Here is a 13,832-nt window from a genome sequence, read left to right as displayed (position 1 = left end):
GCATCTTTTAAAGAATTGATTTCGATATAAATGTAGTAAAAGAGTCAGAGCAAAAACGATTTATAAAAATTTTATTTTCATAATTGCACAAAAAAATAACGTGTCAAAAATGACATTTTTGACACGTTATTTTAAAGTTTAATTTTTAATGGCCTACATATGTATCGGCCTGTTACCGGTCGCTGCGAGGGCAGCTTCCTTGACGGCTTCTGCGTATGTTGGGTGTGCGTGGCTCATCCTGGAAATATCTTCAGCTGAAGCACGGAATTCCATTGCGGTCACCGCTTCAGCAATAAGATCGGCTACACGGGCCCCGATCATATGTACTCCCAAAACCTCATCTGTATTCTCATCTGAAAGGATCTTCACCAGTCCGTCGATATCTCCACTGGCTCTTGATCTTCCAAGGGCACGCATAGGGAATTTACCTTCCTTATATTTAACTCCTTCTTCCTTGAGTTGCTCTTCGGTCTTTCCAACTCCGGCAACTTCAGGCCAGGTATAGACCACGCCCGGAATAAGGTTGTAATTGATGTGCGGCTTTTGACCTGCAATAACTTCGGCCACCAAAGTTCCTTCTTCCGAAGCTTTGTGCGCCAACATTGGGCCTTTGATCACATCTCCAATAGCGTAAATGTTCCTGGTAGATGTTTGTAAATGTTCATTTACTTCAATTCGTCCGCGGTCATCGATCTTTACTCCGGCAGCATCTGCGTTGAGACCTTCTGTATAAGGTTTTCTACCTACCGAAACCAGGCAGTAATCTCCCTTGAATTCTACGTCTTTATCTTTTTTGTCTTTGGCTTTCACCACTACTTCATCACCATTTCTCTCTACAGCATTCACCTTATGAGAAACGTAAAATTTCATTCCCTGCTTCTTAAGGCTTTTCGTCAATTCTTTGGCCAAAGCAGAGTCCATTGTTGGAATTATGCTGTCCATATATTCCACTACAGAGACTTTAGCTCCCAGTCTCATGTAAACCTGCCCAAGCTCCAGTCCTATAACTCCGCCTCCTATTACCACCATGTGCTTCGGAATTTCTTTTAGCTCCAATGCCTCAGTAGAAGTAATGACCCTCTCCTTGTCAAGGTCGATGAATGGCAGATTGGCGGGTTTTGAACCTGTTGCGATAATGGTGTTCTTTGCCTCCAGGGTTTCAGACCCACCATCAGATTTTTTGATGTCAATATGGGTTGCGTCCTTAAAAGAAGCTACCCCCTCAAAAACCTCAATTTTGTTCTTGTTCATGAGAAATTTGATCCCATCTACAGTTTGATTCACCACAGAACGTTTTCTCTCTATCATTTTCTCCAGGTTTACCTTCACCTCTCCCGGTATTTCTATTCCATGCTCTTCAAAATGCTTTAATGCATCATCGTAATGGTGTGAAGAATCGAGTAAGGCTTTACTGGGGATACATCCCACATTCAAACAAGTACCTCCAAGGCTGGAGTATTTTTCTATAAGTGCGGTCTTCATTCCCAACTGGGCGCAGCGAATCGCAGCTACATACCCTCCGGGGCCTGAACCTATAACAGCAACATCATATGTGCTCATAAAAATATTTTTTGTTGATTTTTTAAAAGAGTAACAAAAGTACAAAAGTTAGTTCGGAGTTTATAGTCTGTAGTTCATAGATGTGCAACATCTTTATACCCCCGTTCTAAAGTTCGTCCTTTCACCTTTCAGATCTTTACATCATAATTCCTGAATAGGAACCGGGAATTTTATCGCAGCAAATTTAATTGGAAGAGATCCATTATTGAAAAACTTTAAAACCTAAACTATGAGCTTTAGCTTACACTCAGCACCGTAGTATTCTTCACCGGGCTAATCACAAATGTACTTTGGGTACTGCCTATATGTTCAAGGGCAGTAAGCTTATTGAGCATGAATTCCCGGTAGGCGTCCATATCCTTCACCATCACTTTGAGAATATAATCATACTCGCCGCTCACGTGGAAAACCTCCATAACTTCGGTTAGTTTGGTGACCTGACTTTCAAATCCGGTCACATTCTTTTTGGTATGCTGGACGAGTTTGATCTGGCAAAAAGCAGTAAAGGATCGCTCCACTTTTTCGGGTTTTACAAGGGCTACGTACCTGGAGATCACCCCTGCCTTCTCTAGTTTTCTGATCCTTTCATAAACCGCAGTCACCGAGAGCCCTAACTTCCCTGCCAGTTCCTTATTTGTCTTTTTAGAATTTTCCTGAAGGAGTCCAAGTAATTTTTTATCAATAGTATCTGTCTTCATCTGTAAAATTTTCTATAAGAATGGTGATTCAGCAAATATATCAGAAACATTATCTAAGAAGGTCACTTTTGACAGGTAATATTTCTATACATGAGCTTTATCATTGATATAAATTCTAAAACTTCTTTTCTTTGGAAGGAATATTTAAAAAAATCTATCATGAAGTTTAAACCGGCAGATAAAATTCAGGACTTACAGCATTTTGGAGAATTTGGAGGGGTAAACCCCAGTATATCCGATTCTTCAACCTACACCTTCCTTTCAGCAAAGACAATGTTTGACACCTTTGAAGGCAATGCTGAAGGTTGCTACCTGTACTCCCGCCACTCCTCTCCATCAAACCTTTACCTGGGAGAAGCACTAGCAGCTATGGAAGGCACAGAAGCTGCAAACGTTGCTGCCAGCGGAATGGGAGCTATTACCCCAGTATTATTACAGCTGTGCCAGACGGGCGATCATGTAATTTCCAGCCGGACCATTTACGGCGGAACTTATGCCTTTCTGAAGAATTTCGCGCCACGACTGGATATCAGCACTTCTTTTGTAGACATTACCAATCTGGAAAAGGTAGAAGCAGCAATAACTGAAAACACTAAAGTCATTTTTTGTGAAGCAGTAAGTAATCCTCTTCTTGAAATAGCAGATATTAAAGGACTTTCAAAAATTGCAAAAAAGCACAATCTTAAACTGGTCGTTGACAACACCTTTTCGCCACTTGCAATTTCTCCTGCAACTATGGGAGCAGATGTGGTGATCCACAGCCTTACAAAGTTTATTAATGGTTCCAGCGATACTGTGGGGGGAGTTGCCTGCGGAACCCAGGAATTCATCAATGAACTTCGTAGTGTGAATGACGGAGCAAGCATGTTGTTAGGTCCAACGATGGATTCTTTACGTGCAGCATCAGTTCTTAAAAATCTTCGTACACTTCACATTAGAATTAAGCAACATAGTCTTAACGCCCTGTTCCTGGCAGAAAAATTTGAAGAGGACGGACTGCGAACCCTTTACCCCGGATTAAAAAGTCATCCTGGCCATAAGCTCTATACCAGCATGATGAATGACGAATACGGCTACGGCGGGATGCTGGTCGTAGACGCCGGTTCTCTGGAAAAAGCCAATGCCCTAATGGAACTCATGCAAGACAAAAATCTTGGTTACCTCGCGGTAAGTCTTGGATTCTACAAAACCCTTTTCAGTGCTCCGGGCACATCGACTTCTTCAGAAATTCCTGAAGATGAGCAAAAGGAAATGGGACTTACAGATGGGATCATCAGGTTCTCCATAGGTCTTGATAATGATATTGAGCGCACTTATGAAATGATGAAAGAATGCATGGTGGAAGTTGGTATTCTTCAGCCTTCAGAAGAAATGGCGCAGTAGGGTCTAACTTGCCAGCCTGAAGCTAAAACAGCTATTCTATTGATAATAAGTTTCTAAAAAAAGAGGTTCCAAAAATGACATTTCGGGACCTCTTATTTTTTTAAGATTTGTCTTCTAAGCGACTTTGAATCTTTATATTTGTGAGGTTTTGCCGGCCAGGAGGGCCTTCCCTACATGATCCTCATCATTTTTGACGCGGTAGAATCATTACATTTTTGTAAAAACATTTAATCATGATTGAAATTAATAAGTACATAGATCATACTATCCTAAAGGCCACAGCTACGGAAGATGATATTATTGAACTTTGTAAGGAAGCTAAAGAATACAGTTTCTTTTCGGTGTGTGTCAACAGCGGCTATGTTAGTCTTGCCAAAGAGCAACTCAAAGGATCTGAAGTAAAGATTTGTACTGTTGTAGGCTTTCCGCTGGGAGCTATGTCTACAGAAGCTAAGATTTTTGAAACAGAACAGGCGATAAGAGATGGTGCCGAAGAGGTGGATATGGTGATCAATGTAGGTGAGCTACGGTCAAAGAACTTCAAAAAAGTAGAAGAAGAAATTGCCGCCATTAAAAAAGTCGTTGGCGAAAGGATCCTTAAGGTGATCCTTGAAACCTGTTATCTAACTCCGCAGGAAATAATTCTTGCCAGCGAGCTGGCTGTAAAGGCCAAGGCAGATTATGTAAAAACGTCTACCGGTTTTGGAATTGACGGTGCCAGGATGGAAAATATCGAGCTCATGAAAAAGGCAGTAGAAGGCAAGGCAAAACTTAAAGCTTCCGGTGGCGTTAAGAATCTCGATACGGCGCTATCATTTATTGAAGCCGGAGTAGAAAGAATAGGAACTTCTTCGGGAGTATCAATAGTAAAGGAATTAAAAAAATGAGCATACACATAGGCGCCAAAAAAGGCGATATAGCAGATACAGTATTATTACCCGGTGACCCTTTAAGAGCAAAATGGATAGCCGAAACATATCTTGAAGATATTACCTGTTACAACAAGGTGCGTAATATGTTTGGATACACCGGAACTTATAAAGGCCGTAGAATTTCGGTGCAGGGCACAGGAATGGGTGTTCCTTCAATTTCTATTTACGCACATGAGTTGATCAATGAATTTGATGTCAAGAACCTTATTAGAGTTGGTAGTGCGGGCTCCTATCAAAAAAGCGTAAAGATAAGAGACATTGTTATCGCAATGGCAGCATCCTCAACTTCCGGAATCAACCAGTACAGGTTCCAGGGAGCCGACTTTGCTCCTACTGCGAGTTTTAAGCTTTTTCAACAGGCCATAGAGAAAGCAAAAGAAAAAGAAATTGAGGTAAAAGCCGGAAACGTTCTTACCAGCGATGAATTTTATGCCGATGAATTTGAGTCATACCAGCTATGGTCAAAATTCGGAGTGCTGTGTGTGGAAATGGAATCTTCTGGATTATACACTATTGCAGCTAAACACGGTGTAAATGCCTTAGCTCTTTTGACCATCTCAGATTCCCTGGTCACAGGCGAAAAAACTACAACCCAGGAAAGGGAGAAAACTTTCAAAGGAATGGTGGAAATTGCCCTCGAATTAGGGTAAACTATCTTCTGAAGAGATCACAAGCGGAATTTCTCAAGTAGAATTTCCGCTTTTTTAATTGAGCTAAGGCCTGTTTAAAATCCATACAAAACCAGAATTTTGGTTCAAAAAGCCCCAACAGCCACAACTAATACAGCCTCAACTTTCAACTTTTGCCTAAAAATCGTAACATTACGGCTTCATAATTTAGACCCCCTTTAATGGAAGACGAAAAGTTTATTAAAGACACCAAAATTCACACTAATCGCGAACTGAATATTTGGGAAGCTTTATTCCCCGTTTTTGCTCTTATTGGAATGCTCGCGTATAATGTATTTGTTTATGGAGATGATTCCTTAAGCGGTTCAAATCAATTCATTCTTTTACTTGGAGGTGCTGTTGCGGCCATAGTCGGAATATTCAATAAAGTATCTTTCGACACAATGATAGAAGAGGTGGCGAACAATATTAAGTCCACCACCGGTGCTATTCTAATTCTACTAATGGTTGGCTCCCTGGCGGGAACCTGGCTCATTAGTGGCATCATTCCCACCATGATCTATTACGGACTACAGATCCTGAACCCGACAATTTTTCTAGCTGCTACAGTAATCATATGTTCTGTGATATCGGTTGCAACAGGAAGTAGCTGGACGACATCGGCTACGGTAGGAATTGCACTAATAGGAATAGCCGAAGCATTGGGTATTTCAGTGGGAATGACGGCAGGGGCTATACTTTCAGGAGCTTATTTTGGTGATAAGATGTCTCCTTTAAGTGATACCACCAACCTGGCTCCTGCCATGGCCGGTACAGATCTTTTTACCCATATTAGGTATATGACCTATACCACGGTTCCTACCATTATTATAACCCTTATAGTTTTTGGTATCCTGGGCTTCACCATTGAGCCGGAAGGAACTGCAGATACAGCATCAATACTTGCCTCTATAGATAATGCCTTTAATATCACTCCGTGGCTATTTCTTGTACCTGTACTGGTCATTGTGCTCATCGTAATGAAAACTTCCCCTTTGATTGCTCTTCTCTTAGGAACCTTACTTGGAGCTGCTGCCGCGGTAATTTTTCAGCCCGAAGTGGTGACACAGGTATCCGGCTATGACAGTCTTTCCTTTGAAGCTGCTTATGTGGGGCTTATGAATTCCATAACTGTGGATACTTCTATAACAACAGAGAATGAACAACTAAATGACCTGTTCTCCTCTGGCGGAATGTATGGAATGCTGGGAACTATATGGCTTATCATTTGCGCTATGGTATTTGGGGGAATTATGGATGCCATAGGAGCACTTGCAACTATTAGCAAAGCTCTGCTCAACCTTTTCCATACCACCTTTGGGCTATTTGCAAGTACCGTATTTAGCTGTGTCACACTAAATGCTACAGCTTCAGATCAATATCTTGCCATAGTTGTACCCGGGAAAATGTTTTCAAAAGCATACAGGGACAAAGGTTTGGCTCCCGAGAACCTTAGTCGCTCATTGGAAGATTCAGGAACGGTGACCTCGGTACTTATCCCCTGGAACACCTGTGGAGCATATCACAGTGGTGTTTTAGGAGTTCCCGTTGCCTCATATTTCTTCTATGCCATCTTCAATTATCTCAGTCCGTTTATGACCCTGTTCTACGCCGCATTCAATATAAAGATCAGGCAATTGGGAAGCAAAATCGCAGCTTAATAAGAATAAACTATGAGATGTTTTTTGAACGATTGACAAAAGCTATTATCAAATAAAAAATAAAGATTTGCGGCCCTTTTGAGGCCGCTCTTTGTTTTTATCTTTGCAGCCGAATTGAATCAATAACTATAAACTTAAGATACTATGGCATTAGTAGGAAGAAAATTTCCAAACTTAGAAGTAAACGCTATGAACGAAATGGGCGATACTTTTAAGATCAATGTTTTTGAAGAAGCAAAAAACAACGCTAAAAAAGTTCTTCTTTTTTGGTACCCAAAAGATTTCACATTTGTTTGCCCTACAGAATTACACGCGTTCCAGGAGGCTATGGCCGAATTTGAAAAAAGAAACGTAATGGTGATCGGAGCATCTTGTGATACTCCTGAAGTTCACTTTGCATGGTTAAACACTCCAAAAGACAATGGAGGGATCGAAGGTGTAACCTATCCAATCCTTGCAGACTCTAACAGAAACCTTGCTAACCAGCTTGGGATCCTTGATATTACCAATGAGAACTATAACGAAGAAACCGGAACTTATACTGTTGAAGGTGACAACGTAACTTACCGTGCTACTTACCTTATTGACGAAGAAGGAACTATTTTCCACGAAAGCGTTAATCATATGCCACTTGGAAGAAACGTGAAAGAATTCATTCGTTTAGTCGATGCTTATACTCACGTACAGGAAAAAGGTGAAGTATGTCCTGCAAACTGGGAGGAAGGTAAAGAGGCAATGAATGCCAACCGCCAGGGAGTAGCTTCTTACCTGAGCGCAAACTAAAAAGACCGAGACATGAGAGAATTGACAAATGATAATTTAGCAGAAGTAGTTTCTGAAAATGACACTGTGGTTGTGCAATATATGGCCGGGTGGTGTGGAAACTGCAGGGTGATGAAGCCCAAGTTCAAGAAGCTTGCTGCTGAAAACCAGAATGCGACTTTTCTCCTGGTAGATGCCGAAAAATTTCCTGAATCCAGAAAGCTGGCCAAAGTAGATAATTTACCAACCTTTGCTACTTTTAAGAATGGGGAATTGGTAAACCAGGTACAGACCAACAAATTTGAACTTTTAAAAGACTTAGTTAATGAAGTTACCAGTAATTAGACATCTGCAAAAGAATAACGATCAGCAAAAACTTGAACACACTCTTGAAGTTTTAGAATCATTTTGCGACCACAGGTCTGTAAGTAATGAAGAAATGGATGTTGTTGGAGAGTTGATCAGTAACATTTGCGGAGCCCTGGAGGTTCAAAAAATGATAGATGAAGGAGTGCCCGAAAGAGACGCGGCAAATAACTTCATGAAAAAGGTGCTGAGTTCTATTGATAAGTAACTCTTACCAATCTTTATATTTAGGCTGCCTAAGGTTTTTTAGGCAGCCTTTTTGTTTTATGACAATTTTAGTAAATAAGAAACCCTAAAATTTTAAATTTAGTAATTGAACCACCAAGGAAACAGGATATGTCACAAATCACACATAAGGGAAAGTCTATTACTACCTATGGGCACCTTCCCGAAAAGGGCGAAAGGGCTCCACATTTTGAACTTTTGAGATCTGATCTCAGTATAGCAACACTTCAGGATTTTAAGGGCAAAAGAGTCATTATGAACATTTTTCCCAGTATAGACACCTTTATTTGTGCTACCTCGGTTAAGAACTTTAGTGAGAGAGCCGGCGAATTAGATAATGTTGTCGTACTAAACATATCAAGGGATTTGCCTTTTGCACAGGAAAGATTTAAAAAAGCAAATGAAATTGCCAATTGTGAAAATCTTTCAGATTTCCGGGAACGTAATTTTGGAAAAGATTATGGTTTGGAAATGATAGATGGTTCATGGGAAGGTTTGTTATCCAGAGTAGTCATTGTGCTCGATGAAAATGGAAAGATCCTTCACACCGAACAGGTAAAAGATATTGACAAGGAACCTGATTACCTGGAGGCACTAAAACCCCTGTTATAATGTATAATTTTATCACCGGCCGTATTAAAGGTGGTGGTTATGCGATCAAAGGTGCCTGGCTGCTGTTGAGACACGAACCCAGCATTCAGGTACAATTTGTTATTTCCATCTTTGTCACCATTGCCGGCTTTTATTTTGATATCACTGCTACAGAATGGATGTTCCAGATTTTATCCATCGGGCTGGTCATGGCCACAGAAGGTGTGAACACAGCAATTGAGAATATTGCCGATTTCGTGCACGCAGATTACCACGTAAAGATTGGTCGTATAAAGGACGTGGCAGCAGGAGCTGTTTTTTTCGCAGCTATAGCGGCAGTGGCTGTAGGATTGATCATCTACCTTCCCTATATTTTCTACACGCTGTAGGCAGAAGTCAGGCAAAAAAACCTGCCGGCAACTTCTTTCAAATAGATTTTTGCTTTTCTTTATATTAGCTGATGCTAATTTGTATTTTTGCCCCCAAACCCTGAGTCTTATTATGGCTAAAAGAAAAGCTGTCAAAAAATCCCCTTCAAAACCCTCTTTTTCAAAGCCTTCTATTAAGCTTTCTCCCAAAGGGAAAGTCATACTGGGGAGTTTTTTGATCTTTTTCGGTCTGGCCCTTTTGATCGCTTTCACTTCCTTCCTCTTTAACTGGCAGGCAGATCAAAGTACTTTAGATCAACTTGGGAATCGCGAGGTAGAAACTCAGAACCTTCTAAGTAAATTTGGAGCAACTATTAGTAACTTCTTTATCTATGACGGGTTTGGAGTAGCTGCTTTCGCTATCGCTTTACTTACGGTCACAACCGGGATCTACTATTTCTTTAGTCTTAACAAAACTCCGCTTTTCAAATTTTGGTTCTGGGGAATTCTGGTGATGATCTGGTTATCTGTCTTCTTCGGATTTTTTGCAGATACTAACGCACTTTTAGGAGGAACGGTTGGCTATGAAATGAATGATTATCTTCAGGATTATCTCGGCTTTACCGGAACTATTCTGCTTCTGGCTTTTTTACTCATCACTTACCTTGTGGTAAGACTAAAACTTACTCCGGAAAAGATCCTTTCCGCATTTAAGAGGACCAAAAATGACATTTCTGAGGACCTTCGTTCTGCTTCAGTTTCCGAAGATATCAAGGTTAAAAGACCTTCAGAAGAAATAAAGAACGAACCTGAAGTACAGGCGAAGACCGCTACTCCCGAACCTGAAAAACCCAAAGTTCCTGCACCCACGCCAACTCCTGAGAAGGTGGTGATCCGTTCCCAGGAAAACCCCGATGATGTTGAAATGGAGGTGGAAACTGCGCAAGAGGAGGAAGTAGATGACAGCCTTAGCCGTAAACTGGTAGAGGACTATGGCGAATTTGATCCCACTTTGGAGCTAAAGAATTACCAGTTCCCCACCATTGAATTGCTAAAGGATTATAATGCTAATGGCGGTGGTATTACCATTAACCAGGAGGAACTTGAAGAGAACAAGAACAAAATTGTAGATACGCTCAAGAATTATAAAATTGACATCGCCCAGATCAAGGCGACCGTGGGACCAACAGTTACTCTTTACGAGATCATTCCGGAAGCCGGGATCAGGATCTCCAAGATCAAGAGCCTGGAAGATGATATCGCACTATCCCTATCGGCACTGGGAATAAGGATCATTGCACCTATTCCTGGAAAAGGGACTATAGGTATTGAAGTTCCAAACAAAAATTCGACAATGGTCTCGATGAGAAGCGTTATTGCCTCTCCCCGCTTCCAGAACGCCGAAATGGAATTACCTATGGCACTTGGTAAGACCATTTCAAATGAAACCTTTGTTGTTGACCTTGCTAAAATGCCTCACCTGCTTATGGCAGGGGCTACGGGACAAGGTAAATCTGTTGGACTAAACGCCATTCTTACTTCGTTGCTTTACAGCAAGCACCCGGCAGAAGTGAAATTCATTCTGGTAGATCCAAAAAAGGTAGAATTAACCCTCTTTAACAAGATCGAAAGACATTATCTCGCAAAGCTGCCCGATACCGAAGAAGCCATTATTACCGATAATACAAAAGTGATCAATACCCTAAACTCGCTTTGTATAGAGATGGACAACCGTTATGAGCTGCTCAAGGATGCAATGGTGAGGAATATCAAAGAGTATAACGCCAAGTTCAAGGCAAGAAAACTTAATCCGGAGAACGGTCATAAATTTTTGCCGTATATAGTGCTTGTGGTAGATGAGTTCGCCGACCTGATCATGACAGCCGGGAAGGAAGTAGAAGCTCCCATCGCAAGACTGGCACAGCTGGCCAGGGCCATTGGAATTCACCTAATTATCGCCACGCAAAGACCTTCTGTAAACGTAATTACAGGGATTATTAAGGCAAACTTCCCTGCAAGGATCGCCTTTAGAGTTACCTCCAAGATTGACTCCCGAACCATCCTGGATAGCCAGGGCGCCGATCAACTTATAGGAAAGGGGGATATGCTTTTTACACAGGGTAACACTCTCCTTAGGTTGCAATGCGCGTTTGTAGATACTCCCGAAGTCGATAAAATTACCGAATTCATTGGCTCACAAAAAGCTTATCCCGATGCTTATCACCTTCCGGAATATAGTGGAGAAGAAAGTGGCACATCTCTTGATATTGATGTTGGCGACAGGGATAACCTCTTTCGGGAAGCCGCCGAAGTTATTGTAATTGCACAACAAGGATCGGCCTCATTACTTCAAAGAAAACTGAAATTAGGTTATAACCGCGCAGGCAGGATCATAGATCAACTTGAAGCAGCCGGTGTTGTGGGACCTTTTGAAGGCAGCAAAGCACGACAGGTACTGGTCCAGGATATTGAAGGTCTTAACCAACTGTTGAATGAAGAATAGAGAAAATAAAAAATAATGAAAAGAATAATTTTATTAGTAGTAGCTTTTTTGACCTTTACAGGTTCTTATGCCCAGTCTTCAAAAGAGGCTAAGCAGTTGTTGGAGGAGGTTTCTTCAAAAGTGGAATCTTATGACAACATTATAATTGAATTTAAATACGCATTGGAGAACACAGCAGAAAATGTGAAGCACGAAACCCGTGGAGACGTTAGCCTTGAAAGGGAAAAATACCTGCTGAATATCATGGGTACTACCCGACTTTTTGATGGAAAGAAACTTTACACGATCATTCCTGAAGATGAGGAAATAAATATTTCCACTTACAATCCTGAAGATGACCAGGAAATTACCCCTTCCAAAATGCTGACTTTCTACAATGACGGGTACAAATCTCAACTGGGACCGGTACAGGATCTAAAAGGTAGAAAAATTCAATACGTGAAGCTCACTCCAATTGATTCAAAAGCAGAAATCAAGGAAATTCATCTTGGAATAGACAAGCAAACCAAGCATATCTACAATCTTATTCAAACACAGGACAACGGTACCAAGATAACCATAACGGTAAATAGCTTTAAAACAAACCAGCCCCTCCCCCAATCCCTGTTTCAATTTAAGGAAAGCAGGTATAAGGATTACTACATTAACCGGTTAGATTAGAAATTGAAGATTCTCGACAGGTACATACTTACCAGCTACCTTAAAACATTTTTTTCGGTTTTTGTAATACTCATGTTCATATTTGTATTGCAAACCATTTGGCTGTACATAGGTGAGTTGGCAGGTAAGGACCTGGATACAGAGATCATCTTTAAATTCCTGCTGTATTTCAGTCCCAAGCTTGTGCCATTGGTACTGCCGCTCACAATCCTACTAACTTCCATAATGACCTTTGGAAATTTTGCTGAGAACTATGAGTTTGCAGCCATGAAGTCGGCAGGAATTTCATTGCAGCGGGCCATGCGGTCGCTAACTGTATTTATTTTGCTGGTTAGTGTCACAGCTTTCCTCTTCTCGAATAACGTGATCCCGGCGGCTGAGTACAAGTCAATAAATCTTAGAAAGAACATTGCCCAGCTCAAGCCGGCGATGGTGATTTCGGAAGGAGTCTTTAATGACCTGGGGCAGATCAATATTAAAGTTGATGAAAAATCAGGGGAAAGAGGTCAGTATCTTCACGATGTGATCATTCACAAGAAGAACGAACGTCGTCCGGGAAATTATACAGTTATTAAAGCTACAGAGGGAGAACTTGTGGGTAGCACAGGCTCGAATATTCTAAGCCTTATTCTTAAGGATGGGAACTACTATGATGAGATCATGTCGACTTCCCCCCGTGACAGGATGAAAAAACCCTTTGCCAAAAGCTATTTTGAGGAGTATACGATCAACATGGACCTCTCTGGCTTTAATGATGTGGACCTTGATGAGGAAAGGTACAGCAACTCCCATAACATGCTCAAGATCTCGGAGCTCAATCGCACTATAGATTCTTTTTCTACCTCCTACAACAAGGAGCTGGAAACCTTCTCCAGAAATATGTACAACCGCACAGGATTTGAGAACTTAAAAGAAGATGTCCAGCCGGTAAAGGATACGGTTTTGAATCCTGAAGAAGGAATTTTACCCCTTTATGATCCATACCAGGCCTCCCAGATCATTAATCTTGCCCTGGGGAATGTAAATGGAGCAGTAGCAACAGTTACAAATAAGCAGGCAGAGCTCATACAGGCCACAAAGCGCCTAAACAAATTCGAGATCGCTTTACATGAAAAATACGTTTTAGCCTTTGCCTGTATAGTTCTGTTCTTTGTAGGTGCACCATTAGGAGCTATTATACGTAAAGGAGGAATGGGTTTACCTATGGTAATCGCTATCCTCCTCTTCCTCACCTATCACTTTATAGGGATCTTCGCGAAGAACAGTGCCGAAGAAGGACAAATAAGTCCTTTCCTAGGCACCTGGCTCTCCACCCTTATCATGTTGCCACTTGGTATTTTCCTTACCTACAGGGCAACGACAGATCAAGGTTTGTTCAGCTTTAGTATTCTTTTCGAACCTGTGAAAAGACTTCTGAAAAGAGCCCATATTATGGGACGTTCCGAAAAGGATTAA

Annotated in this window: 14 protein-coding genes; 12 read left to right on the top strand and 2 right to left on the bottom strand. The window is 41.3% G+C overall.

Annotated features, from left to right (window positions below):
* Positions 1-153 precede the first annotated feature (153 nt).
* Positions 154-1,560: a dihydrolipoyl dehydrogenase gene (gene lpdA, locus ACXYMT_RS08870; protein ID WP_459058717.1), complete on the bottom strand. Its 1,407-nt coding sequence runs from the start codon at positions 1,558-1,560 to the stop codon at positions 154-156.
* Positions 1,561-1,796: 236 nt separating this feature from the next.
* On the bottom strand, positions 1,797-2,258 hold the full coding sequence (locus ACXYMT_RS08865) for an Lrp/AsnC family transcriptional regulator (protein ID WP_459058716.1): 462 nt from the start codon (positions 2,256-2,258) through the stop codon (positions 1,797-1,799).
* A 159-nt stretch (positions 2,259-2,417) separates the two neighbouring features.
* On the opposite strand from ACXYMT_RS08865, the gene ACXYMT_RS08860 reads away from it, so the two are divergent.
* The 12 genes from ACXYMT_RS08860 (at position 2,418) to ACXYMT_RS08805 (ending at position 13,832) form a co-directional block, all read left to right on the top strand.
* Complete coding sequence (locus ACXYMT_RS08860; protein ID WP_459058715.1) at positions 2,418-3,641, top strand: aminotransferase class I/II-fold pyridoxal phosphate-dependent enzyme; 1,224 nt, start codon at positions 2,418-2,420, stop codon at positions 3,639-3,641.
* Positions 3,642-3,877: 236 nt separating this feature from the next.
* Complete coding sequence (deoC, locus tag ACXYMT_RS08855; RefSeq protein ID WP_459059164.1) at positions 3,878-4,528, top strand: deoxyribose-phosphate aldolase; 651 nt, start codon at positions 3,878-3,880, stop codon at positions 4,526-4,528.
* A complete protein-coding gene (deoD, locus tag ACXYMT_RS08850; RefSeq protein ID WP_459058714.1) occupies positions 4,525-5,223 on the top strand; it encodes a purine-nucleoside phosphorylase in 699 nt (232 codons plus the stop codon). The genes deoC and deoD overlap by 4 nt, the downstream gene beginning before the upstream one ends.
* A 200-nt stretch (positions 5,224-5,423) precedes the next feature.
* Positions 5,424-6,902, top strand: coding sequence for a Na+/H+ antiporter NhaC (nhaC, locus tag ACXYMT_RS08845; RefSeq protein WP_459058713.1), 1,479 nt, complete (start codon positions 5,424-5,426; stop codon positions 6,900-6,902).
* 144 nt (positions 6,903-7,046) lie between these two features.
* Positions 7,047-7,685 (top strand): peroxiredoxin, encoded by a 639-nt coding sequence (locus ACXYMT_RS08840; protein ID WP_324719323.1) that lies wholly within the window; start codon positions 7,047-7,049, stop codon positions 7,683-7,685.
* A gap of 12 nt (positions 7,686-7,697) precedes the next feature.
* Positions 7,698-8,009 (top strand): thioredoxin family protein, encoded by a 312-nt coding sequence (locus tag ACXYMT_RS08835; RefSeq protein ID WP_459058712.1) that lies wholly within the window; start codon positions 7,698-7,700, stop codon positions 8,007-8,009.
* Positions 7,990-8,238 carry a DUF6952 family protein gene (locus ACXYMT_RS08830; protein WP_459058711.1) on the top strand — a complete coding sequence of 83 codons (249 nt, stop codon included), beginning with the start codon at positions 7,990-7,992 and terminating at the stop codon, positions 8,236-8,238. Before ACXYMT_RS08835 ends, ACXYMT_RS08830 begins: the two co-directional genes overlap by 20 nt.
* 128 nt (positions 8,239-8,366) lie before the next feature.
* A complete protein-coding gene (tpx, locus tag ACXYMT_RS08825) occupies positions 8,367-8,867 on the top strand; it encodes a thiol peroxidase (RefSeq protein WP_459058710.1) in 501 nt (166 codons plus the stop codon).
* Complete coding sequence (locus tag ACXYMT_RS08820) at positions 8,867-9,235, top strand: diacylglycerol kinase family protein (RefSeq protein WP_459058709.1); 369 nt, start codon at positions 8,867-8,869, stop codon at positions 9,233-9,235. The genes tpx and ACXYMT_RS08820 overlap by 1 nt, the downstream gene beginning before the upstream one ends.
* A 112-nt stretch (positions 9,236-9,347) precedes the next feature.
* Complete coding sequence (locus ACXYMT_RS08815) at positions 9,348-11,717, top strand: DNA translocase FtsK (RefSeq protein WP_459058708.1); 2,370 nt, start codon at positions 9,348-9,350, stop codon at positions 11,715-11,717.
* Positions 11,718-11,732: 15 nt separating this feature from the next.
* Complete coding sequence (locus tag ACXYMT_RS08810) at positions 11,733-12,377, top strand: LolA family protein (RefSeq protein WP_459058707.1); 645 nt, start codon at positions 11,733-11,735, stop codon at positions 12,375-12,377.
* 3 nt (positions 12,378-12,380) lie between these two features.
* Positions 12,381-13,832: an LptF/LptG family permease gene (locus ACXYMT_RS08805; RefSeq protein ID WP_459058706.1), complete on the top strand. Its 1,452-nt coding sequence runs from the start codon at positions 12,381-12,383 to the stop codon at positions 13,830-13,832.

It is taken from the genome of Salinimicrobium sp. CAU 1759 (assembly GCF_054482715.1).
Note: the sequence above shows the minus strand (reverse complement) of the source record. Positions and strands in the feature narration are given on the sequence as shown.